Origin of the sequence: Singulisphaera acidiphila DSM 18658, from assembly GCF_000242455.2 — a bacterium.
GTDB classification, from domain to species: domain Bacteria; phylum Planctomycetota; class Planctomycetia; order Isosphaerales; family Isosphaeraceae; genus Singulisphaera; species Singulisphaera acidiphila.
In genome coordinates this window covers 5,357,945-5,378,808 of record NC_019892.1, presented here as the reverse complement: position 1 = coordinate 5,378,808, position 20,864 = coordinate 5,357,945, and the positions used below count along the sequence as shown (strand labels likewise).

Below are 20,864 nucleotides of genomic sequence, written 5' to 3'. Positions count from 1 at the left end.
CTACACAGATATTCAGAAGCAGCAACCTTATAATTTCCAAACTTTTTCCCTATGTCGGACACTGAAGTAAATTCATTGATTGTGTAGTGCCCTTGGTTCTCCCGTCTGCTTGGATCATACTTCGTAGCACGAAGACGGATCATGGCTAGTCTTCAATCTGGTTCAGATTCGCATCGTAAGCACCATCTTTGAAAATCGCCTGGCCACATTGCCCCATCTCCCCCCCCCTCCGAGCAATCGTTCAATCCGCTGCAGGCCCGAAAGACCGAACAATCTGCTGAAGGTTCTTAACAACGATACAGCGTGCCCTGAACTGTTCTGAGAGCCTCTCTGACAGCGAGACCACCAAAGAGAAGAATATCGTCTCATTCCAATCCAGAGAGTTGTTTCTGGCGTAACGGGTAAAGTCGATTTCCACCGGGAACTGGGTGAACTCAATTCCGCAGTCATCATCTAACCCGTGATTGTCAAACAGCGTTACCCACACCCCGGATATCACTCCCTCAAACAGGTGTCCATCGGTATCCATCCGCTGCACAAGCAAAATCTGCAAATGTTTTTCGATGGCATTTCTGCATTCTTCAATCGTAGGATTACCACTGACAAAAACGCTTACTGTTTCGGACATACTGATCCCTTTTATTCGGCGACTCTGCTGATGCAAAAAATCGCCAGTTCTGCCTCATGATATCCCAAAATCTTACTAATATCATGACCTAGTGCTTCCTATGTCATTAGACTGCATAAGGAGATCGAGGTAAGGCCTGGGCAACTGCGTTCCCGCCCATTTCTCAAGCGAGGCAATCTCCAATTCTGCCGCCCCTTCCTTCATGGCGAATCTACTCCACATACTCATCGCATCTTCATTGACATCAACCTTATCCATCATTGCTCCAGGCCTCGTATTTTACCATGTAGTGTACCTAGCATGCTCCCGCGAAGTTAGGGTGTTTTGCTGGCTGGACCAGTAGGACTGCCACCACTTGACCGACCGAATCTCATAGATTTGCTTGCTAGAGTTTTGGGTAGCAGTGGTCAAGCAAGCCGGGCTTGGAACCGCCTCCGGATATGTTTTGCTTACTGGCAACTCGCCAAGCCCCGGAATGAAGCCATAATATTGGCCAAATTTTTTATAACCCTATGGCACAATGTAGTTTGACACGATCATTCTCTTCTAGCTTGACATTCCTTATTCCACCGAGTAAGATGTCCTAAGGACATCTTACTCGGTGGCATTGGCTATTCCTATGTGGACAAAGACATTTGCGTCCAAAGTCCTTCGGGAGTTCGCGGAGACTCGACGAAGGGTCATTTCCGATTGGCGAATCCATCTCATCGCTCGCCGGCTGGCCCATACCGGAAACGAACCCCTTCCTGACGAGAAGAAAGCCACTGACATCCGTCATGAGCTTGTAAGTCGCGGCGATATCGACTCCGTCGAAGGCGTTGCTGGCGTCTACGTGGTGAACGTGGCTTACGCGAATCTGCTCGAGGTTTCGGAAGAGCAAATGATTCAGGAAGCAAATCCCTGGGCGGTCTTCGGCTTTGTCACGGCGATGACCTACCACGGGCTCACCGACCTCGTTGCGAAGGAGGTTTATCCCATCACGAGCAAGAACGCTGGGAACCCTCATCGCCTGCCGCTCGGCACAATGCCCGATGATTGGTCCGAAGGCACTCGACTGATTGCTGCGAGACGTCCGGCGCGGGTGGGGGATGTTGCCGTCCACTGGACACAACTCACCGAGGAGCCAGGCTTCGGTGTCATCATCGGTTACAGTTCGGGCATTCCAATTTACGTGACTGATGTGGAACGAACCCTTCTCGACGCCCTTCGCATGCCCGACAAGTCGGGCGGAATTGCAAAGGTGCTCCAGGCGTGGAGGTCGGCGGAGAACGTAGACGTTGGTAAGCTCGTCTCCTACACGGATGCCTACGGAAACAAGGTTCTCCGGCAACGTGTCGGCTTCGTACTCGAGAAACTCGGTAAAACTCACTCTCGCCTCGATGAGTGGCGACATGGACTGCAACGGGGAGGGTCGGTAAAGTTGGTCGCAAACAACCCTTACGCGGAAACGTTCTCGGCGGAATGGAACCTCTCGCTGAACGTTCCCGCGTCCATACTCGCCATCATCGAAGGGACGTAGAGACACTTTGGAAGCGGGAAACTATCCAACCTCAATTGCCGAGCTACCTACTTGGCGAAAGCAGAACGGCACAACTGCGGAAGAGGCGAGACGACGCCTCGTCCAGTTCGTGGTTCTCGTGTCGATGTCATCGTCGGCAGCGTTGGTATCCCGCGTTGCTTTCAAGGGCGGGAATGCCCTTCGCTTCGTGCACGGCAATCCACGGAGCACGCTCGACCTCGACTTCAGTGCTGATGATGGTTTTCCCGATAGTCCGGACGACATCAAGGCCTTGATGAACACCGCACTGAGAACGGGCGAACGTCAGTATCAGGTGAAAGTCCGCTGTCAGAGCATTCATCGGCTCCCCCCGGGCGTCGATAAGACGATGCCGACTTACCGCATCAAAGCCTGCTTCCAACTTCCCAGCGATAGGTATTATCAGAACATAGATGAGCGGCTCGCCAGTGGAAAACACCTCTCGGACGTCATTGAGGTCGAAATCAGCTTGAACGATGCGCTTTGCGAAACGGGCGATGAGCAACTCAGCCCCGATGCGAAGCCGCTTCGTGTTTGCACGCTCAACGACATCATTGCGGAGAAGTTCCGGGCTCTCCTCCAACAGGTTCCCCGGAAACGCTCCCGGCCTCAGGATGTCTTCGACATCGCCTCGATGGTTCGGAAACATTCGGCGTTGATTGACCTCGAGAAGGTCTCTTCTTTCCTTCTGCGGAAGTCGGAGGTGAGAGGAATTGTCGCCACGAAGGCTGCCTTCAATGATGACGTGAAGGACCGGGCCGCCGCGAGTTATGAAGCGGAAGTGCGAGAGTTCACAACCGAGTTCATCCCATTCCAAGAGGCATGGGCCGAGGTGCTCACTCTCGTCTCACATCTCACCATCCCTGACTGAAACTCGCTCAAACCGAAATTCGCTCGACTGACCCGACTCACCGAGGACATTCCCGAAGCCATCACCCCCGTCGTCACCGAGCACACGATTCATCGGGACGAATGTCCTCGTTTTGACTCTCAGGCAACAGAACTCTTGACGAATGCCACCACTCTTTTTCGCACTTATTATATTGCATATTTAGATTCTATTCATCGAATTCATTTCCTCTGGCCCCTCCCACCAAAGATGACGTGTGTTTTCAATCCTAGGCAACATCAGGCGGTCGATCTCCTCGTCAGAGTATGCTAAGCCACCAAGGCAGGAACTCCCTTCGATATCCCTCACCTCGCCAAGCCTCAATAAAAAAGCATTCTTAAAGTACCAGTCTGCAACCAAGGCTAAGCCATCATTCGTCCCTAGCTCAGTTCGGATCTCATCGACCATGGCCCTCACACCGGCGCCTCGGCTGGCCATAACACGCAGGCGATGAAGGAATTGCTGATTCAACTGCATGAGCAATCTCCGGCAATGGATCACCAGTGGTCCGGCGCTTTAGACGGGAGATGGGGGAGTTTGGGCAAAACTGCGAGTTCCTTCATGAGTCCCAACAGTCCGCTCAAATCTCCCAGTTCCCCCTGTTTGGGTGCATGGCCACCGAATCATCACTGGGCGTGCCGATGGGGCCGCGCGGAGCTCGTGAAGCTGCTGCTGGAGCGGGGCGCGGATCCAGTCGAAGCAGACGCCGAGCCTTGGGCAACGCTTCGGGCGTGGGGACAGAAGTCGGGGCACGATGCGGTGCTCGTAGTGTTGCGGGAGCACGGGTACTGCACTACCGCAGCGGCCCCGCTGGGACCTCTTCGAGTCGGGCGGCCCGCCGGGCTGACATGATCGCTCGCCTCAACCATCAGTCAACCAGAAGATCGGCCAGGGGTCGGAACAATTGGATCTCACGCGTTGTTCCGACCGTTGCCGCTCACCGGGCTTGGCTCATGTTTCCTGATTCCGAACTGCTCGACGGCATCCGGGAAGCCCCACCGCAGAGAGGATCGCCACCAGGAGCGATCAGACAGCCGTCATTATCCCTCGCGTTCTTCGGCGAAGTCGACGCGTAATAGATGCCAGCGCTGATGCCCCCGGAGACCCCAACTTGGAGACCTCCAATATCGAGCCAGTAGGGGTCGTGATCGACATTCCAGAACGTGCACCAGGCTGCCGAACCGCCGACCAGCACCGTGAGATCCGCCCCTGTAACGGTCACTCGCCCATCGAAGTCGTCGGGGATCATCGGCTTCGACGTACCGAAGAATGTCGGCGAGAAGGTCGACAGGTTCCCACCAACAGGAAGTCCCACCCCCGCCGAAGCCCCGTACAGCGTCAACGGAATGAACCGTTGAGACTGGACGTCGAACAAGGTCAGGCAGATCACCCCGGCTCCGACCTTACCCTTTCCACCTCCGATTGATCCCCCCGCCGAGATCGCCCACCTCGTCGAAGGTTTGAAAGCTGACGCGGACATAGGAGGCCTCCCGAGACAACTTGGACTCCAACATCTGCTACGGTGAACAAGCCATTCTCGTGACCATTCATCCACACGCGGAACTAAATTACAAGTGCGTCCCGGAGAAATATCGCGGCCAAAGCTGAGCTTACCAAGATCGTGATTGGGTCCTGGAAACCGGGGAGAGTCGTGATGCATACGGCGAACGTTGACTCGACACGCGGTTAGACTTTTTAAGGATCCACCGGGACCGATTGACCGGCGAGGTCTTTCATGAGAAATACGCGACGACCGGGTTCAGATTGATGGAGGCGGCAACGGCCAGGAGCGCCTCGTCGTCAAGGATGGCGACGCTACAAAACCGGCCCTCCCAGAACGCGCCAGTGCAGCGATCCTGACGATTGGCGAGCCGGCCCAACGGCTCTTGACGGCCGGAGGGAGTGAGCGATGAGGCGACTACGGATGACGACGCGGCGGTGGATGATGGTGGCGATCGTGGCCCCGCTTGCCGAAGGATGTGGAAATCTCGAGGATTATCCGGACCCTGAATCTGTCTTCGAAGCAACCTTGGGCGTGCCACCCGGGCCAAGCATCTCAATCCTTCAGGCCTACGGGAGAGCCTTCCGAGACAATTCGGCGTGTTACCTCCGGTTCAAGGCGTCTTCGGCGGCTTTTTCCTCTTTAACGGCCACGGGGTTCACGCCAATCTCCAAGGAGGAATATAAGACCAAGATTCAGAGCGGTTCCATCTCCGGGCCAACCCCTTCGTGGTGGAATCCTCTTTCTTAAGGATGCACCAACGATTTTCCTCAATTCGGGGTCGTTCCACCCTACGTTCTCCAGCGGGCAGGCGATCGCGGCCTACGACCCAAAGTCACAGATCGTCAACTTCTATTGGGATGGCATGGACTGAATCAGTAGCTCATCTCTGGCTCCCTGTGACGGCCTTCTCGTTCCGCAGCTTGGCGACTCACATCTCCTTCAGGTACTGGTGAACGAACTGGACCGCCATCGCCCCCTCGCCGACGGCCGAGGCGACCCGTTTGACCGAGCCGGAGCGCACGTCACCGGCCGCAAACACGCCGGGGCGGCTCGTTTCCAGCAGGAACGGCTCTCGATGGCCGGTCCAGCCAGGACGACCGCCGAGTCGCCGGTCAGGTAGGTCACGTCCCCGGTGAATCCCCCAGGGCGGTGGATCGTGAGCGTCTTCGGCGTCTCGCCGGAATCGTCCAGGATCTCGACCGCGCCGAACTGACCACGAAGAACTTGAAGTCACGGTCGCCGACCTGGAAGAGCGTTTGCCCGGCCCGGTACGTCTTGAGAGCCGCCCCGGCGCAATGTCCCAACCGGGCGACCTGAGTGTCATCGAGCGTGGGAAAGGCCACGGCCCGCAAGCTAAGCTCGGACATGGCTGAACCTCCTCCGGAGACCAAAGCCCTGCCTCAGCCCCGCAAATCAGGTAGAGCCCGCTCCGGCACGTCCACTTCCGCCTGATCCAGGTAGCACCAGGCCCACTGCTCGCCCGGCTCGAAGGACGCCACCACCGGGTGATGCGTGTCGTGCGAGTGTTTCGTGGCGTGGCGGCCCGGCGAAATGTCACAGCAGCTGACGTGGTCGCAGATCAGGCAGAGCCGCAAATGAACCCAGGGCATGCCCGTTCTCAGGCACTCTTCACACCCTTCCGGCGTGTGGGCGGCAACGGGGTGAAGACTAGTCAAATGTTCACATTTTATTATTTATTAGGAATCCAAAATTTTCGACATCCCGATTCTTCAATGCGATTTTTCGTCGAAGCCGTGGTACACCTCGATCGCTTTTTCGAGAGGGCTTCGGCCCATGAAGGCGATAGCTTGCCATACTCGATCCTCCCCTCGGATTTTGAAACCAGAGGTTTGGAAGCCCCTTGGGAAGGAACAAACGCAACGGCAATGCCAAGACGCCATTGCTGACAGAGAGCGAACTGTAACCGATTCCAAGGAAAGGACCTGCGTCAAATACCCTGTCGTCAGGCCCTGCGATGCCGATCGCCGCAACCATTCTCCTCGATTCACGTCGGACAAAGTGGCTGCGTTCAACGGGCGGCCGGCACCTGTCAATCAACCCAAGAGGAGCGAGTGAGGTGCGTGAACCCAAACCGTCTGCCCCCCAACGACCGGCGAGTCGTTCCATCTCCCACAGCATCTTTCTTTGGAGCATCATCGGTTACGATAAGGTGACTACGTCCCCATCTTGTGCCTACTTGCCGCAAATGGGCCGAGCTCCTAAATTTCCCTTGGCCAAAGAGAGCGGACTCATAAAAAAAAAGAGAACCGCCAGTGCCCGCGCCCGGTTCGGCATCCAACGAGGAGAAATGACATGGCGAAAGTCGTGCGATTCTACGAGACCGGCGGACCCGAGGTCCTCAAGATCGAGGAGATCGACGTCCCGCCGCCGGGCAAGGGCGAGGTCCAGATCGCGATCAAGGCGCTGGGCCTGAACCGCGCGGAGGTCATGTTCCGCACCGGTCAGTACATCTCGGAACCTCGATTCCCGGCCCGGCTCGGATACGAAGCGGCAGGGACCGTGGCCGCCATCGGGCCGGACGTCCAGGGCTTCAAGGTCGGTGACGCGGTCAGCGTCATTCCCGGCTTTGACCTGAACGACTATGGCTTCTACGGCGAACTGGCCAATGCCCCGGCGCCCCTGGTGACGCACCACCCCCCTTCCCTCACCTGGGTCGAGGCGGCAGCCATCTGGATGCAGTACATGACCGCCTACGGGGCGCTCATCGACATCGCCGGCCTGACCAAAGGGGACACGGTCGTGATCCCGGCGGCCTCGAGCAGCGTCGGCCTCGCCGCCATCCAGATCGCGAACAAGGTCGGGGCGACCCCCATTGCCCTGACGCGGAACTCGTCGAAGCGGCAGGCCCTTCTGGATGCCGGCGCAGCCCATGTGATCGCGACTGAGGAGCAGGATCTGGTCAAGGAGATCCTCGGCCTCACAGGCGGCAAGGGCGTTCGGGTGGTCTTCGACCCCGTCGGCGGACCGACCGTCGCAGCCCTCACCCGGGTGATGACCGGCTTCGGTATCCTGTTCATCTACGGGGCCCTGAGTACGGAACCGACGCCACTGCCCCTCTTCGACGTTCTCGTCAAGGACCTGACGATCCGCGGCTACAAGTTAACGGAAGTCACAACCGACTCTGCCCGGAAGGAGCGGGGCAAGCGGTTCATCAACGAAGGCCTGGCCGAGGGAAGCCTCAAGCCGGTCATCGCCCGGACCTTCCCGCTCGATCAGATCGTCGAGGCCCACCGCTACCTGGAGTCGAACCAGCAAATCGGCAAGGTCGTCGTGACGGTCTAAGTCGAAGATTCGCGAGGTGGGCCGAAGAAGAACCGCGCGAACTCCTCGGACACCAAGCTCTCTGCAGCCCCGAAGGGGCGACCGTGAATAGCCAGGGGTGAAACCCTTGTCCTTACCAAGAACGTTTGCGCAGTAATGCTACTCCAAGCGAAGGTCCAGCTCAGCCCCCTGAACCATCGCTTGGAGCTTCATCCATCCCCTCCAGATCGTTTGCCATCCCGGCTCACCGTCCCCCTTCCGTCCCAGGAATCCCCCGAGTTTCGCCAACTCCCGAAAAAACTGATACGTTCCCCATGGCAACGCCTCAGTCGTTCGCCGAAACGCGCGGAGCACGGCCACATATTTTGGCGGGGCGGCTTCGATCGCCGGCCGTTCCGGTTCCGATCGGGCGATCCCTTTCAACTGCAAGAGCCGTACCGCCACCACTGACAGCAGACCCGTCAGCGCCTCCAGCCGATGGCTCGCCTTGAGTTGATGATCGGCTGCACTGCAACCCGATTTCAACGCTTTGTGCCATTCTTCGATCAGCCATCTCTTTTCATAATAGGAAATGATCCGCAACGCATCCTCAAGGCAGGCCACTTCCAGAGAAGTGTACAGCACCCATTCGATCGGTTCTTTGACCGAGGCGGGCGGATCGACCTCACGCACACACACCACGTATTGCGCGATCGGTTGCGGATCGAGACCCTTCAGCGAGTCCGCGGGCTGCCGCGGTACGAGCATCGTCGCCCGCACGAACGTGACGGTGAGCTTGGCGGTTCGCGCCGGCAATCCGGGACGAGACCGCAGCTTGAGCGTGAAGCAACCCGCTTGCGGTACCGATTCGAGTTCCTCCTGCAACGGGCGTTCGAGACCATCGGCACCCTGGACGCGTCGGTGCAGGCTCTTGACCCGTCCGACCCAATCGACGCCCTGACGCTGGGCGCGGCAATAGACCTCGAAATCGTCGGATCCACGGTCCATGACGTGAACCCAGCGTGTGTTTTGGGGCGGGGAACCGATCAGTTCGATGAGTTTTCCCCAGACCTCCGACTCGCGATCGCGTTTGCGGCGTTGCGTCCGACTCTCCCCCTTGGGAACCGGTTTGCGATGAAAGAGAATTTGGCCTGCGAGGCCGTAGACGACCTCGTCCTTGTGGGAGACCATCAATCCGGAGTGGATCATGAAGCCCTGACCCGTGCCCGTACCAACGGGTCCCACGCCTTGAATCTGTCGGGTGCATCCGAAATCAATCTCGGTGGTGTCGTCAAGGATCAGGGCCATCTCGGGGCTGGTTTCCCGGATCGAACGCCAATGCGGCTCGGCAATCGCCCGGAAGTTGACGGCCGAGGAGTCGAGCAGGCGATAAGCGGCCCTGAGGTCGTCCCAATTGCCCGTCGCTTTCGGAAGACTGGCCGAGGAATCCACGGCGATTTGCGTGGCGAGTCGGATCAGCCGCGTTTCTCGGCGTTTGTCGCCCAGATCGGCACCGGCGAAATTGGCTTGGGCCCAAGCCTCAGGGTCGGTCAGTGTGGGACTCATGATGAGCATCCGAGCAAGCCAGGGTACCTTGCCCCGGGCCGTCAGACCGACGGGTGGGTCAAGAGAAGCATTGACTATGCCAGATTGCCCGAAAAAAGCAGGGGGAAACTCTGGATTCTGTACGAATGTTCTTGGTAAGGATAAGGGTGAAACCCCTGGAATTACGGAAAACTCATATCACAATTCCATCGCAGCCCCGAAGGGGCGACCGTGAAAGACGCAGGGATCATCCTGACGGTCGCCCCTCCGGGGCTGCAGAGCACTCATATGTCGAACCTTTCCCAGGGGTTTCACCCCTGGCTAGAAACGGTCGCCCCTCCGGGGCTGCCCAATCCATGCGGAATGGCGAGATCGTTTTTCCGTCGAGGCGGTTACCGGTGGGCTGATTGCAGCCCCGAAGGGGCGACCGTGAATAGCCAGGGGTGAAACCCCTGGAATTATGGAAAACTCATATCACAATTCCATTGCAGCCCCGAAGGGGCGACCGTTAAATGCGGGTGGCACATTCAGACGGTCGACCCTCCGGGGCTGGCGAAGCCTCGATCTCAAGGAGTGGTCGTGACGACGAAGTTGTCCGCCGCAAAATAGGCAGGGGGATTCACCCCATAAGTCGGGTCATTCTGCGAAGACTGGATTCCGAACCGTAGGGTTGCGGAACCGGCCAAGGAGGAGAGGTCGACGGTCTCCCAGGAATCGACGATCGACCAGTTTGCGGGATTGGCACTGAGGTAATCGGCCAGGTAAAAGGAGACCACTCCGACGAGGTTCCCGCTCGAATCATAGCCCCGGATATCGAGGAGGAGGTAGTCGCCCTCATCAAAGGCCGAGCCGAAGTTGTAGGGATCACCATCGCGGACGGCGAGGTAGGTGTACGTGGTGTTGGTGATCTGGATGGAGTCGGGCGACGTTCCTTCGGCAAGCACGATCGTGGTGTCCGAAGGGTGGAACGGGTTGGTAATCTCGTAGTCGGGATCCTCCGGGTCGAGATAGAGGTTGTCGAAGGCCGGAGTGCCGTAGGTGTATCCTACGGCATACGTATCCGAGCCGCCGGCGCCCCCTCCCGTAATCGCGCTATACTGATTGAGATACCCTGGAGTGGTCGTGTCGGTCGTGTTCGAGATCGACCATCCGTACCAGGCGTCATAAGATGAGTTGTAGTCGTTGTTAAATTTGTGGCCGTCGCTGAGAAAAAAACCGGACGGTCCGGCATCGTTGAGGTACGACTCTGAGGTTAGGCTGAAGCTTTCAAAAGTTGTAGTGATCGGACTCGCATCAGCCGTGGCGGCGAAAGATGCGAGAAGCAGCGCCATCGCAAAGTAGCGGTTCATGGGTCACTCCTGTTGCAGGGAGAAAGAAAAAAGCGGGCTTACATGTCGGCAAGGCAAGATCCGTTTCATCAGGCGTTTCAGAGAGCATCCGCGTTAACGATCTCTCCGCCTTTTCGAGACAAAAGGGCGGCGAGAACCTTGTTGTTGATGCTCTCTTTCAAGAATCGGGCCGAACCATCGGCGAAAGCAAAAGCGGCTCCCCCGGCATGGTAGCTGGCAAATTCTTGACTCAGATCGCAACCGAGTTTGCCCAGGAATCGCGATGTCTTTGCGACCTGGCATGAGGCCCAGACTGTGCCTGGCGACAAACCGTTGCGGGCATTGATTGGGGCACTCTGATCGAGGAAGTTCTTGTGCCCGATCCACATACCAAACTCGGCCTCGTGGGCCTCGCCGACGACAATGGTGTAAGTCGTCCCGTCCGTAATGGTCGTGATGGTATTGATCGGCTCGGAGGGTGTCAGGGTGACCCCCCGGTGAGCGCCTGACTTGTCCCCAAGGTCAGAGTAGTCGTTGGGGCAGCTCGTCCCCGGGAAACAACGGACAGCCCTCTCCCCGTAGTTGCCCGAATAGTCGTTGCGACCGTAGATGGACGGGCCGGTGATCGTGTCCCCGTTTGGACGCGTGAGCGACGAGAATTGGTTAGTAGGGCAAAGATATACGGAAAGGCTGGTTTGTCCGGCCGTGAGATTCTCCGGATTGAGGTACCAGCGACTTTGGTTAATGCTGTTGAAGAGAGGAGTCTGTTCGACGAAAGGGAGAAGCGCCGCCCCCCAACTGTTCAACCGCATGGCTTGAGCCCCTTTGCTGTTCGCAGCGGCATCCGAGGCCAAGCTTCCTCCAAAACCTCCGGCCGGGAAGGCGTTGTTGAGTTGGTGGTAGTTGTGAAAACCTAAGCCGATTTGCTTGAGGTTGTTGGAGCATTGAACCCGGCGCGCGGCTTCGCGGGCCGCCTGGACGGCGGGGAGGAGCAAGGCGATCAGCACAGCGATGATCGAGATCACCACCAGGAGCTCGATCAGGGTAAACCCTTTGCGAGGGTTCAACATCGAGCGAGAGACGGGGATCATGAGCGCAGACCTTTCCGCCGGGACGGGCGTGAGGGTACACTTCGGCCCTCCAGCGCACGGTCCGATGCAGAAAAGACTGCGAGCGGTCCGCCCGGATGCTTGTGGCCGAAGCATCGAACAGAACTCGACGGGCAGGTCTTCTGGCTCTCGGCTTCTCACGGACCTCGGATGGCCTTCCCGCCTCACGGCAGTGGCAGATAATCCGAGGGCCTCACCGATTACAGCGGCGGCCCCGCGACGGATTCTCACCGTCTTCCCTATTCTCCCCCCACATCAGCCAAGCTAAGCTGACTGGGGAGCACCTGTCGAGTGGCTGAATTACAGCATTCTCATGACTCGGATGTCAAGAGCCTAAGTTAAAAGCCATTTCGAGGAATCTTCATCCGCTCTCTTCTGCTCCTCACCCCTTCCAATTTCCGCCGCCCCTCCTCACTGACAGCACCAAACCCTTGCCACCCAATACGATCCGCTCTTCAGCGGTATCCTCGACGCTCACCCGACTCCCGGCCCGGATCCGAGCGGCCGGTGCGTCCGGTCGCGTCGGTGATCACGATGACGTCTCGTCAGGCGGGGATGATCCGCTCTTTCCGCAATCGGGCGAACAAGTCCTGAAATGAGCCGAGTGTCGGCTGGTAATCGTGGAAGCCGGCCAGCCGGCTCTTGGTCATGTCGGTCACGACCTCGATCTCGCGCCCGAGATCCATATCGGTATGCCAGGCCGACGCGAGCTTGCCGAGGTCGAGCTCAGCGAGGTTGTGTTTCGCCGCGATCTCGGCCCAGACCGGTCCCGCATCCGCCAGTTGCGGTTCGAGCGGCGTCGGGTGCCCTGGGTACGGAGCGGCCTCGATCCCGAAATCGGCCGCGAGCTTTGGCCAGAGCCCTCTCCAGCGGAAGATGTCCCCGTTGACGATGTTGAATGCCTGGTCCCGGCCGGCATCGGAGGTCGCGGCCCATTCCAGGTGCCGCGCGAGGATGCGGGCGTCGGTCACGTCGGTCAGCCCCTCCCACTGCTGGGCGGAGCCGGGGAAGACGAAGGGGCGACCGGTCTCGCGGCAGATCGTGGCGTAGACGGCGAGGGTCACCCCCATGTTCATGGCGTTGCCGAGAGCGTAGCCGATGATCGTGTGCGGCCGATGCACACTCCAGGTGAAGCCGCGTCGCCGGGCCGCCTCGAAGACCTCGTCCTCCTGCGTGTAGTAGAAGTTCGCGACGGGCAGTCGGGTCATCTCCTCACGGAACGGGGTATCCGGCTTGGCCTTCGCATAGGCCTCGAACGGCCCGAGGTAATGCTTCAGGCCGGTGACGAGGGCGACATGCCGGAGGCCCTCGGAGGGATCGAGGGCGGCCAGAAGGTTCCGCACGATGGCGCCGTTCACCGCGCAATTTTCCGCCTCGGTCGCCTTGCGGACCCAGGACGTAATGAACACATGAGTGGGGTTAATGCCAGCGAGCGATGCTCGGAGCGCCTCCGGTTCGAGCAGGTCGGCCGCGACCGGCCGGACTCCTGGGATTCCGGTCTGCGGCCTGCGGGCAATGCCATGAACCTCCCAACCTTGGGAGATCAGGTGCGCGGCCAGGTTGTTCCCAACGATGCCGGTCACTCCGGCGATAACGGCTCGCAATGCCATGCGTTTCCCCTTCATTCGAGTGTGAATCGCCAACCCCAAGGCCACTCTCAGACCGTACCGGAACTTTATGCCTCTTGTCGCCCAAGAGACAAGAAGGCACAATATTGGGACGTAGTCACCTTAAGGTAACCATGACGATGCCAAAATCTCAGCCGATCATCCTCGACGAAGCTTGCGCCCCGCGCCGGATCCTGGAACTGTTCAGCGTCAAGTGGACCACGATGGTGCTCCACTCGCTGCACTTCCACGGCGGCACCTGCCGCACCGGCGTCCTGGCGCGAAGCCTGCCGGGATGCTCGAAGAAGATGCTCACGCAGACGCTACGAGAGATGGAACGGGACGGCCTGATCGATCGCAAGGTCTATCCGGTCGTGCCGCCGATGGTCGAATATTCGCTGACCCCCCTGGGCCAGCTCTTCATCGAGCCTATTGAACTGCTCTACGCCTGGGGGGAGAAAAACGCGGAGGCCCTCAAAAAGCTCTCGCGACGGCGAACGGCGACCGCCGCCCAGAAGAGCACGAAGGGGGCGAGCCGAAAGCCCTGACCTTTTCACTTCAAAACCGACCCCGCCCACGACAACGCCCCTGCTCTCACCGGGGCGTCTTACCTGCTCTTGATCGGCTCCCCCTCCGGCGGGATGCGCGTGGCCTTTGAGCTCGACGTGTCATGGCTTCGCTGCCAGCCCCAGCGTGTGCCGTGCGGCCGTCAGGAAGTCGTCGAAGCGCCGTTGCAGCGTACCGTGCGTCATGTCGTAGATGTTGCCTTTGACTTTGACGAGCGTCCGGAACACGGAGTCGAGGGCATCGCGGCGTTCGAGGATCAGGGTGGAGCCAAAGGAAGAGTCGTCCCAGCGGAGCCTCACCAGAACGTCGCCCTGAGTGTAGCTCAGGAGGGCCGGACGCGGCTCACCGACGCCGATCACAGGGTGCCAACCGGCGGCGAGCAGGGCCGGTTCGAGGTCGTCGCGGATCAGGCCGCACCAGCGCCTTGTATTTTGCAACGGGTGGGCCTTCCCCTTGTGCCGCCGGGCGTCCTGCCGGCACGATCGGCAGAGCTTGGCCCCCGAGTGGGGCGAGCCTTTCGCCACCTCGTACCACCACTTCTGCTGGGGGGCTGTCCAGACCTCTTCCGACCCGCAGGAGGCGCAGGTGAAGGGGACGTCGAGGTAATAGCCACGCTCGATGAACGAGAGGAAGCCATGCAAGAGGAAGCCATAGTTGTCCGGGTCGAGGGCCGTGTGATCGACGGGAGCGGAATTCGTCAACAGGGCCTCCCGGCGTCGCCGTTCCCGAGCCTCCGCCTCGCGACGCTTGCGGTTATGATTCATGGCCCTCTCGCCTGACTTGATCCGCGCAGCTTCCGGGCGAAATGATAAGCCCGCCTCCCCCCCTGGGACCGCGGGCGACCCGCCCGCTCTTCAATTTCATGAATTCAAATTTCAATAAATTCGATGATTTTAAGAGCGGGCGGGTCGCCCAATGGCACTTACTTTCTCGATTTCAGACCGCGTTTGCGTGGTCGCAGTGGGAATTTTCTGCGGCGGGCGATCACCTCACGCGGGTAGTGTCGGCCAGGGCGATTCGCGAGCTTACACTGGCCAGACATCCTCAGAACCAAGTCGATCCGCTCTTGGATCTTCGCGGGGTCCGTGGTATCCAGCGACTCCAAGAGCAAGACCTTCACTAACGACCATACCCGGTTGAAGCTCAATCGCCGCGGCGCGATCTCGACCCGAGCCGCAGCCATCCGGCGAATCAGATTCGCCATGTTATAGGCCACTGTCGCCGAGGCCAGTTCCTTCGCGACCATCTCCGTGGATCGGCCACGCATCTCTTCCAAGCGAAGCGTCCGCTTCAAATCACGCAGATCGGTTTCGATATTTTGCCGCTGGCCATAGATTGCGGCGAGCTCGCACCCCTCGTCAGGGAGCCGACTCACAAGCCACAGCGTCAGCTTCTCGGAAATCCGAACCTCGTGCAACCACACCCGCAACGTTGCATCGGCCGGCCATTGTGGGTTCGACTTGCGTTCCCAGCGGTTGGGCTGCCAAGTGAGTTCCCACTGGTCCTTGCCCTGGGCTTTCCCTTGGCGCACCATCGACCGAAATCGCTTCTCAGTCAACCGCAACACGAAGTCGTGGCCCGCCTGGTTGGCCAACCAGGCAAACGCGAAGACGCCAAAATTCCGGTCGGCGATCAACACGGAGCCGACCGGAAGTCGCGGCATCAAACCGGCCGACAATGGGACTTCGCCAATCGCGGCCGGGCCATACATTGCCCCCACTTCCGGACGCACGGTCACACCGCTGGATAACTCGTGGGCCGCTACCAAGTGGAGGATCGGCCAGTGCGATTCTCCGTGTTGATTGCGGGCCGGCGGATACGTTTTGCGCAAGGCGTCAGTGGGTGCCAAAGAGAGCGTGGAACCGTCCACAAGAAACGCGTTACGCCCTTTCACCGATGGCGGAGACTTGGCGATTAAGGCTGCAGAAACCTCGTCAGCCGCCCGTTGAGCCATCTCCACGGGCAGCCGATCTCGCGCTCGCGAAAACCCACCCGTGTTGGCCGAGAACGATTTCTCACGGGCCCGCTTGTTATCCGGGAGCACATCCGCACTTAATCGAGCCAACTCTCCCACAGCGGTGGCCATCGTTGCATTGCAGGTCAACCGTTGATAGATCATCAGCCAGACAACGACCCAAGGCGTGAACACGGTCGAGAGCGTGGGCGGTTTCTGAGCATGCAGGACATCCGGTGGGACCAAGCGATGGAACATCCGAACCGCCTCACCCAAATCGACGACAGCGGGTGATTCCTGGTCATGGTTCATGCGAGGTACTCCCAAAAAATAGGAGTTCATGGCGCAAAAATCGTGCCAGAGGTGCCCCTTATTGCAGGATTGGCGAAAGTAAGTGCCATTGGGCGGGTCGCCCGCGGTCCCAGGGGGGGGAGGGAGGGATCGGCGGGGTGGTCCAGAGAAAATCAACCTTGGCTCGATCGACTCACCCACCGGCGGGCGGATCTACCCGCTAGCCGACGACTCACGCTGGTGTCAAAATCAGCCACGATACCGCAATCATCCTGGATGACATCCAAGAAAATGCCCTCCCCTGAAGGGATGCGTCGCGCCGAGGGCACGGGATTCCCAGCGGACTGCCGCTTGTGCCTTTCGTCGTGCTCGATCAACAGGTTGACGAAGGAACGGCCAGGAAACGGAATGAGGGCTTTGTTCACGGCCCCTGAGGGAGTGGGTTGCTGAGCCTCGTGCGAGCCGGATGCCTGTGCATCGTGTTCAGCAGATGCGTTGGCCAAACGGTCTGTTTCAGAAAGCGCCAGCCAACAGAGCATGAGCACCGTGGCTGAGAGGATCGCTTGGCGTCGAACGTAGGGCGCAAGCGGACGATTGTTTTTGCTGGACCTCGCTCTGTTCATAACAAATTGCTCTCATTTCTCCTGATGTACTATCACGAAAGCCAGCATGCCGGAAAGACCAATCGTCCGAGACAAGCAAGATGGGCCGAAGAAGTCCGGCCAGGGCGACTGCACGATACTTGGGAATCAGGCCATCGGCTCCTGGCCCTCTTTCTGCCCCGTATCGTCCGAGCCTTTCAAGGGGGTGTGACCGACGATTGACATGTGGGTTTGCCCGCCGAGACCATGCGACGTGCCGGCATCTAGCGGTCGGCCGGATGGCCCCCTCGCCTGACTCGATCCGCGCGGCTTCCGGGCGAAAATATAAGCCCGCCGACTCGGGTGCTCGACGTCCGGGTATGGGTCCCTTTCGACGACCTCCTCGACTTCCAATCCCGCCTCCCTCAGGAAGCCCGTCATCTCCTCAGGGCGGAAGAAGATGAAGTCAACCGAGACCTGACGTCCCCACCAATCGGCAAGGTGTACGACGTCATCGCCGATGTGGAAGGTCAGGAGCAGCAGGCCCCCCGGCCGCAGGACCCGCTTCATCTCGACCAAGGCCGCGACAACCTCGGGCCGAGGGATGTGGATGATGGAGTAAAAGGCGGCGATGCCACCCAACGCCTCGTCCTCGATCTCCAGCGATCGCATGTCGCCACATGAGAACTCGATCCCCGGATTCAACTTCCGAGCGTACTCCACCATCACGGGCGACAGGTCAACTCCGCTGACCCGCAACCCTCGTTCGTCGAGGTAACGGGCCACGTGCCCCGGCCCGCAACCCATGTCGCAAGAGAGCCCGAAGTCCTGCACGCTTGCTGCGAACCGGTCTAAGAGTTGGCGGTCGAGCGGCTTATGCTCCAACTCCTCGGAAATGCGCCGGACGTATTCGTCGGCGACCAGATCGTAACTGGTCCGGACGTCGCTGATTGTGCGGTCGACCATTCGACACTCCCCGCGAATCTCGACAGTTTCCTGAGGCGATTCAACTCATCTGGGCAACGAGAATGACAGCCTGCGTGCTGAAGGATGGAGGCAAAGCCAATCCTTACCGGAGCACGCAGGCCATGGAGCCCCGAAGACCCCAGTCCTCACGATACCGATCTCGTGCTGTCCCAAGAAAGCTTCTTGTCCCACTTGCGGCAGGTTGGGCCGGCGAAAGGATGTCCTCACCCGCCGGGTCCGCTCGATCGCCTACCAGAAAGCGATCTACCTTGACGTCACCTCCGGCGAATATCGCTCCCGGTGCCACTGCTGTTCCACGTTTCGGACCCTGCCGACCGGCGTCGAATTCAAACAACAAGGTCCGTCAAGCGCTCCTGCGCAGCCGCGATCAGATCACCCTCGACGCCGTCGAGCGTATCGTGATCTAAACGTAACTCACTCCCCACACAACAACGCTGAATGGGACACGCGGCCTTTGCAAATCTGGAGATCGCTCAGACGAACATGGCCTCCATTATCGGACGTTTCGCACGACGAGTCGAGCTCGTGGAACATCACCCCTGCCCCGCGCATAGATCGGCCAAGCCGAACCGCGGATCAGGCGGCGCGACGGGGCCAGAGTTGCGGTAGGCACATCAGTCGAACGGCTCGTCGGGCGGTCACAGACTTGCGGCGCCAAACCCAGGCCATACTCTTTATGCAAGCAAAATGCATGAAAACACACGAATTCGATGCTTTTTGGAACGCGAACGCAGGTTTTGGCGCGGCAGTCGAGCATGGCCGATTATCACTCGGGCCTGAGGCAGAACACGCCGAGTAACACTTAAGCGTGTTTTTTCGGCTAGCATAAAAATAAAAAAAACTTTTTGCGTATTCTGATATAATCGGCTAGTTTGGAAGGTGCACAATATATTCTGAGTGGAAAGTTGGGGGGGGGCTGACCTGGAACGCCAGTCACTCCTCAAACCACCCGCTGGTGTTCGAAGAGGCGCACCAGTACGGGAGGGCCGTCATGGCTGCCGAACGCCCGATCCAAGAGACTGTCGCCAGCTTCTTGTCGTGCATGTTCTTCTGCGTTAACAGCGGGAAGACGCCACAGGTGAATCGCGTAATGACCGCCGAGCTTCAAGCCACCGCACATCTCGTCACAGAGCGGGGATTGAGCGATAAGGAATTCGTCGATTCCTTCCTCCACCCGATCGAAGCCAATATAATCACCCGATTTGGCTATCCGAAGAGTTCCCAGCCCTTCGATGAGTTCGCCCAGGTCTTCAAGGGCGTGACCGGGGTCGGCCTGGCGTTCTCCCGGGGCCCGGAGTGACTTCGACGACTAATATCACGAAATCAGCTTAAGCTCTCCCCGAGACATGAGTTCCTGCGCTGCCGAAGTTGCTTGGCTTGGCGGCCCACCTCGTGGAGCCATTTGCCTTGCTTGCGACCTCAGGGTGGGGCTCGCAGCCGCGCGGGCCTGACTGTCCGCCCGTAGGATTCGGCTTTTGGCTCGCGGCAGGTCTTTGCCTCAGCCTCTCATCGCGTGCCGCCGTCCTGAGACGGCCTCAATTTAACCTCCTAGGCGACCTTTCACTCGCGCGATTCGGAGCGAGCCAGTCGTTTGTGTCGCAGCGTTGTCACGCCCTTTCGGACAGGACTCACCCTCCCCCCCGAGAACACCATGCGAAGAATCCACAAAAAGCCCCATCCCCCTCGCTTTCCGGCATCCTCTCCAGCCATCGAATTGTGCATAGTCGGCGAGACGATATGCGAAATCCATTTCTGGACTGAAGCCGAATGGGAACAACTCTCCGTAAACACTCGCCCCTCATTAGCACAATACTTCCCCGGATTGGGCTGGGTTGGCCCTGTACTCAAATGGGGGAAATAGAAAAATACGCTTAAAATCAGCAATTAATGATGAGTTGACAGCATGGCTCCGTTCTGCTTAAAGTAAGAACCGTCGTCCTCAATCTTGGCATGCCCGAACACCTATTTGCTTTGACATAGAATTCGATGATGCAGGCCCAAGATGGTCGAGGGGAATCTCATCAAAGGGAAGGATCCCTTAGCAACACTGCCCCACTTGCGGCGGTAGCCCTAAAGGAGGATCTCCAATGTCCAAACGATTCAAGGCCACTCTGGCCGGCCGCGCCAAGCTCAAGTCGATCATCGACCCTCGCAAGGTTTCGAAACCGACCATTCCTGCTGCTCGGGAGAATGACAAAGTTTGCGAGCGGGCGTGTCGTGCCAATCAGACTCCTGCTCACTGCCTTCGCAGCCAGGAATTGAACATGCAGACCGGCCAACGCGAGTATTGCTCGGCCAAACTGGAGTTCATGCGGGCCATACAAGAGCATCAGCAGTCGAGCGGCCGTTTGTACCCGACATGGCATGAGGTTCTCGAAGTCTTAAAAAAGATGGGACTCCATTGAGCCGGAAGGGATCGGCCTCACTTTTCCGGTTGGCGGCAGGCAAGGTTGAACTGGAGGACGTGCTTGTCCGGCGGCCTCGGGAGCTCATCCGGATCAGGGATACTGCCGAGGAAGCCTGGCGCGGGCGTTCAATCCCTGCCAGGAAGCCTGAGGAAAAATCATAGATCGATCACGTTCTATTAGGACGAATGTATGGAACATTCGATCAAGATTCGCATCGAGCTTGGCCTGACCGTCTCGGCAAAGCTGTCGCCTGTGAGCAAGCCCGACGGCCATAAGGCAACCATCCGGGCCTTGCTCGAGATACTGACGATGGACGAGGTGCACGCTGGCGTGGCTATTGAGGGGAAGTCCGGCAATGTCACCGCTTACGTGAAACCGACCCAATTCGACATTGGGTTCGATCGCAAGATACCGAATATACATCACATTGAAATAATAGGCATGCTCCGCGTCGAGGAATCGCCCTAGGAAAGCCACTCCTTATTATGACGTCCCTGAAGACGCAGATTGGAGGCGGTCGTCGCCGGCACGACGACGGCTCCCGACGCTTGAACCAGCCGTCGTAGGAGGTCGCAATCGCTACTGAACTCCAGATCCAAGAGACGATCGCCCAGTGTGTGTCCTGCATGGTCTTCTATTTTAATAGTCGGAAGACGCGGAGCGTGAAA

Annotated in this window: 20 protein-coding genes and 1 riboswitch; of the genes, 8 read left to right on the top strand and 12 right to left on the bottom strand. The window is 58.8% G+C overall.

The window, feature by feature from the left end:
- Positions 1-241: 241 nt before the first annotated feature.
- The gene (locus tag SINAC_RS21240) at positions 242-628 is read right to left on the bottom strand and encodes a hypothetical protein (RefSeq protein WP_015247653.1); all 387 of its coding nucleotides are present in this window, start codon (positions 626-628) and stop codon (positions 242-244) included.
- 880 nt (positions 629-1,508) lie between these two features.
- On the opposite strand from SINAC_RS21240, the gene SINAC_RS21230 reads away from it, so the two are divergent.
- Positions 1,509-2,147, top strand: coding sequence for a type IV toxin-antitoxin system AbiEi family antitoxin domain-containing protein (locus SINAC_RS21230; protein WP_154673585.1), 639 nt, complete (start codon positions 1,509-1,511; stop codon positions 2,145-2,147).
- A 124-nt stretch (positions 2,148-2,271) separates the two neighbouring features.
- The gene (locus SINAC_RS21225) at positions 2,272-3,036 is read left to right on the top strand and encodes a nucleotidyl transferase AbiEii/AbiGii toxin family protein (RefSeq protein ID WP_020465468.1); all 765 of its coding nucleotides are present in this window, start codon (positions 2,272-2,274) and stop codon (positions 3,034-3,036) included.
- 180 nt (positions 3,037-3,216) lie between these two features.
- Here the strand turns inward: SINAC_RS21225 and SINAC_RS21220 are convergent, their stop codons facing one another.
- Positions 3,217-3,531, bottom strand: a complete 315-nt coding sequence (locus SINAC_RS21220) for a hypothetical protein (RefSeq protein WP_015247649.1) — start codon at positions 3,529-3,531, stop codon at positions 3,217-3,219.
- On the opposite strand from SINAC_RS21220, the gene SINAC_RS41950 reads away from it, so the two are divergent.
- Positions 3,505-3,906, top strand: a complete 402-nt coding sequence (locus tag SINAC_RS41950; RefSeq protein ID WP_154673584.1) for an ankyrin repeat domain-containing protein — start codon at positions 3,505-3,507, stop codon at positions 3,904-3,906. The genes SINAC_RS21220 and SINAC_RS41950 overlap by 27 nt on opposite strands.
- A gap of 85 nt (positions 3,907-3,991) precedes the next feature.
- Here the strand turns inward: SINAC_RS41950 and SINAC_RS21215 are convergent, their stop codons facing one another.
- The 3 genes from SINAC_RS21215 to SINAC_RS21200 form a co-directional block, all read right to left on the bottom strand.
- On the bottom strand, positions 3,992-4,534 hold the full coding sequence (locus SINAC_RS21215) for a hypothetical protein (RefSeq protein WP_015247647.1): 543 nt from the start codon (positions 4,532-4,534) through the stop codon (positions 3,992-3,994).
- 1,145 nt (positions 4,535-5,679) lie between these two features.
- Entirely contained in the window at positions 5,680-5,925 is a 246-nt protein-coding gene (locus SINAC_RS40650; protein ID WP_020465464.1) for a hypothetical protein, read from the bottom strand.
- Positions 5,926-5,958: 33 nt separating this feature from the next.
- Positions 5,959-6,252 carry a UBP-type zinc finger domain-containing protein gene (locus SINAC_RS21200; RefSeq protein WP_015247645.1) on the bottom strand — a complete coding sequence of 98 codons (294 nt, stop codon included), beginning with the start codon at positions 6,250-6,252 and terminating at the stop codon, positions 5,959-5,961.
- Between the two features lie 619 nt (positions 6,253-6,871).
- On the opposite strand from SINAC_RS21200, the gene SINAC_RS21195 reads away from it, so the two are divergent.
- The gene (locus tag SINAC_RS21195; protein WP_015247644.1) at positions 6,872-7,861 is read left to right on the top strand and encodes a zinc-dependent alcohol dehydrogenase family protein; all 990 of its coding nucleotides are present in this window, start codon (positions 6,872-6,874) and stop codon (positions 7,859-7,861) included.
- 138 nt (positions 7,862-7,999) lie between these two features.
- On the opposite strand, the gene SINAC_RS21190 is transcribed toward SINAC_RS21195, so the two are convergent.
- The 4 genes from SINAC_RS21190 to SINAC_RS21175 form a co-directional block, all read right to left on the bottom strand.
- On the bottom strand, positions 8,000-9,385 hold the full coding sequence (locus SINAC_RS21190; RefSeq protein ID WP_015244181.1) for an IS4 family transposase: 1,386 nt from the start codon (positions 9,383-9,385) through the stop codon (positions 8,000-8,002).
- Between the two features lie 545 nt (positions 9,386-9,930).
- A complete protein-coding gene (locus SINAC_RS21185; RefSeq protein ID WP_015247643.1) occupies positions 9,931-10,713 on the bottom strand; it encodes a DUF4465 domain-containing protein in 783 nt (260 codons plus the stop codon).
- 77 nt (positions 10,714-10,790) lie between these two features.
- Positions 10,791-11,783 carry a DUF1559 family PulG-like putative transporter gene (locus SINAC_RS21180; RefSeq protein WP_015247642.1) on the bottom strand — a complete coding sequence of 331 codons (993 nt, stop codon included), beginning with the start codon at positions 11,781-11,783 and terminating at the stop codon, positions 10,791-10,793.
- A gap of 113 nt (positions 11,784-11,896) precedes the next feature.
- A riboswitch (cobalamin riboswitch) is annotated at positions 11,897-12,104 on the bottom strand.
- A gap of 242 nt (positions 12,105-12,346) precedes the next feature.
- Positions 12,347-13,411 carry an SDR family oxidoreductase gene (locus SINAC_RS21175; RefSeq protein WP_015247641.1) on the bottom strand — a complete coding sequence of 355 codons (1,065 nt, stop codon included), beginning with the start codon at positions 13,409-13,411 and terminating at the stop codon, positions 12,347-12,349.
- Positions 13,412-13,542: 131 nt separating this feature from the next.
- Between SINAC_RS21175 and SINAC_RS21170 the strand changes: the two genes are divergently transcribed.
- On the top strand, positions 13,543-13,956 hold the full coding sequence (locus SINAC_RS21170) for a winged helix-turn-helix transcriptional regulator (protein ID WP_015247640.1): 414 nt from the start codon (positions 13,543-13,545) through the stop codon (positions 13,954-13,956).
- 120 nt (positions 13,957-14,076) lie between these two features.
- On the opposite strand, the gene SINAC_RS21165 is transcribed toward SINAC_RS21170, so the two are convergent.
- From SINAC_RS21165 to SINAC_RS21155, 3 genes are all read right to left on the bottom strand, one after another.
- On the bottom strand, positions 14,077-14,739 hold the full coding sequence (locus SINAC_RS21165) for a zinc-ribbon domain-containing protein (protein WP_015247639.1): 663 nt from the start codon (positions 14,737-14,739) through the stop codon (positions 14,077-14,079).
- Positions 14,740-14,897: 158 nt separating this feature from the next.
- Positions 14,898-16,241, bottom strand: coding sequence for an IS4 family transposase (locus SINAC_RS21160; RefSeq protein ID WP_015243913.1), 1,344 nt, complete (start codon positions 16,239-16,241; stop codon positions 14,898-14,900).
- Between the two features lie 728 nt (positions 16,242-16,969).
- Entirely contained in the window at positions 16,970-17,767 is a 798-nt protein-coding gene (locus tag SINAC_RS21155) for a class I SAM-dependent DNA methyltransferase (RefSeq protein ID WP_015247638.1), read from the bottom strand.
- A gap of 1,012 nt (positions 17,768-18,779) precedes the next feature.
- Between SINAC_RS21155 and SINAC_RS21150 the strand changes: the two genes are divergently transcribed.
- The 3 genes from SINAC_RS21150 to SINAC_RS21140 all read left to right on the top strand — a co-directional run bounded on the left by SINAC_RS21150 (position 18,780) and on the right by SINAC_RS21140 (position 20,664).
- Entirely contained in the window at positions 18,780-19,088 is a 309-nt protein-coding gene (locus SINAC_RS21150) for a hypothetical protein (protein ID WP_015247637.1), read from the top strand.
- A gap of 787 nt (positions 19,089-19,875) precedes the next feature.
- Positions 19,876-20,193, top strand: a complete 318-nt coding sequence (locus SINAC_RS21145) for a hypothetical protein (protein ID WP_015247636.1) — start codon at positions 19,876-19,878, stop codon at positions 20,191-20,193.
- A 192-nt stretch (positions 20,194-20,385) separates the two neighbouring features.
- Positions 20,386-20,664, top strand: coding sequence for a hypothetical protein (locus SINAC_RS21140; RefSeq protein WP_015247635.1), 279 nt, complete (start codon positions 20,386-20,388; stop codon positions 20,662-20,664).
- Positions 20,665-20,864 lie beyond the last annotated feature (200 nt).

What these genes read in the sequence shown, in the direction of transcription:
- SINAC_RS21220 (WP_015247649.1), bottom strand. Translation starts at nt 3,531, where the DNA reads ATGCAGTTGAATCAGCAATTCCTTCATCGCCTGCGTGTTATGGCCAGC.
- SINAC_RS21180 (WP_015247642.1), bottom strand. Translation starts at nt 11,783, where the DNA reads ATGATCCCCGTCTCTCGCTCGATGTTGAACCCTCGCAAAGGGTTTACC.
- SINAC_RS41950 (WP_154673584.1), top strand. Translation starts at nt 3,505, where the DNA reads ATGAAGGAATTGCTGATTCAACTGCATGAGCAATCTCCGGCAATGGAT.
- SINAC_RS21155 (WP_015247638.1), bottom strand. Translation starts at nt 17,767, where the DNA reads ATGGTCGACCGCACAATCAGCGACGTCCGGACCAGTTACGATCTGGTC.
- SINAC_RS21160 (WP_015243913.1), bottom strand. Translation starts at nt 16,241, where the DNA reads ATGAACCATGACCAGGAATCACCCGCTGTCGTCGATTTGGGTGAGGCG.
- SINAC_RS21230 (WP_154673585.1), top strand. Translation starts at nt 1,509, where the DNA reads ATGATTCAGGAAGCAAATCCCTGGGCGGTCTTCGGCTTTGTCACGGCG.
- SINAC_RS21190 (WP_015244181.1), bottom strand. Translation starts at nt 9,385, where the DNA reads ATGAGTCCCACACTGACCGACCCTGAGGCTTGGGCCCAAGCCAATTTC.
- SINAC_RS21215 (WP_015247647.1), bottom strand. Translation starts at nt 4,534, where the DNA reads ATGTCCGCGTCAGCTTTCAAACCTTCGACGAGGTGGGCGATCTCGGCG.
- SINAC_RS21140 (WP_015247635.1), top strand. Translation starts at nt 20,386, where the DNA reads ATGGAACATTCGATCAAGATTCGCATCGAGCTTGGCCTGACCGTCTCG.
- SINAC_RS21195 (WP_015247644.1), top strand. Translation starts at nt 6,872, where the DNA reads ATGGCGAAAGTCGTGCGATTCTACGAGACCGGCGGACCCGAGGTCCTC.
- SINAC_RS21145 (WP_015247636.1), top strand. Translation starts at nt 19,876, where the DNA reads ATGTCCAAACGATTCAAGGCCACTCTGGCCGGCCGCGCCAAGCTCAAG.
- SINAC_RS21165 (WP_015247639.1), bottom strand. Translation starts at nt 14,739, where the DNA reads ATGAATCATAACCGCAAGCGTCGCGAGGCGGAGGCTCGGGAACGGCGA.
- SINAC_RS40650 (WP_020465464.1), bottom strand. Translation starts at nt 5,925, where the DNA reads ATGTCCGAGCTTAGCTTGCGGGCCGTGGCCTTTCCCACGCTCGATGAC.
- SINAC_RS21150 (WP_015247637.1), top strand. Translation starts at nt 18,780, where the DNA reads ATGGCTGCCGAACGCCCGATCCAAGAGACTGTCGCCAGCTTCTTGTCG.
- SINAC_RS21175 (WP_015247641.1), bottom strand. Translation starts at nt 13,411, where the DNA reads ATGGCATTGCGAGCCGTTATCGCCGGAGTGACCGGCATCGTTGGGAAC.
- SINAC_RS21225 (WP_020465468.1), top strand. Translation starts at nt 2,272, where the DNA reads ATGTCATCGTCGGCAGCGTTGGTATCCCGCGTTGCTTTCAAGGGCGGG.
- SINAC_RS21240 (WP_015247653.1), bottom strand. Translation starts at nt 628, where the DNA reads ATGTCCGAAACAGTAAGCGTTTTTGTCAGTGGTAATCCTACGATTGAA.
- SINAC_RS21185 (WP_015247643.1), bottom strand. Translation starts at nt 10,713, where the DNA reads ATGAACCGCTACTTTGCGATGGCGCTGCTTCTCGCATCTTTCGCCGCC.
- SINAC_RS21170 (WP_015247640.1), top strand. Translation starts at nt 13,543, where the DNA reads ATGACGATGCCAAAATCTCAGCCGATCATCCTCGACGAAGCTTGCGCC.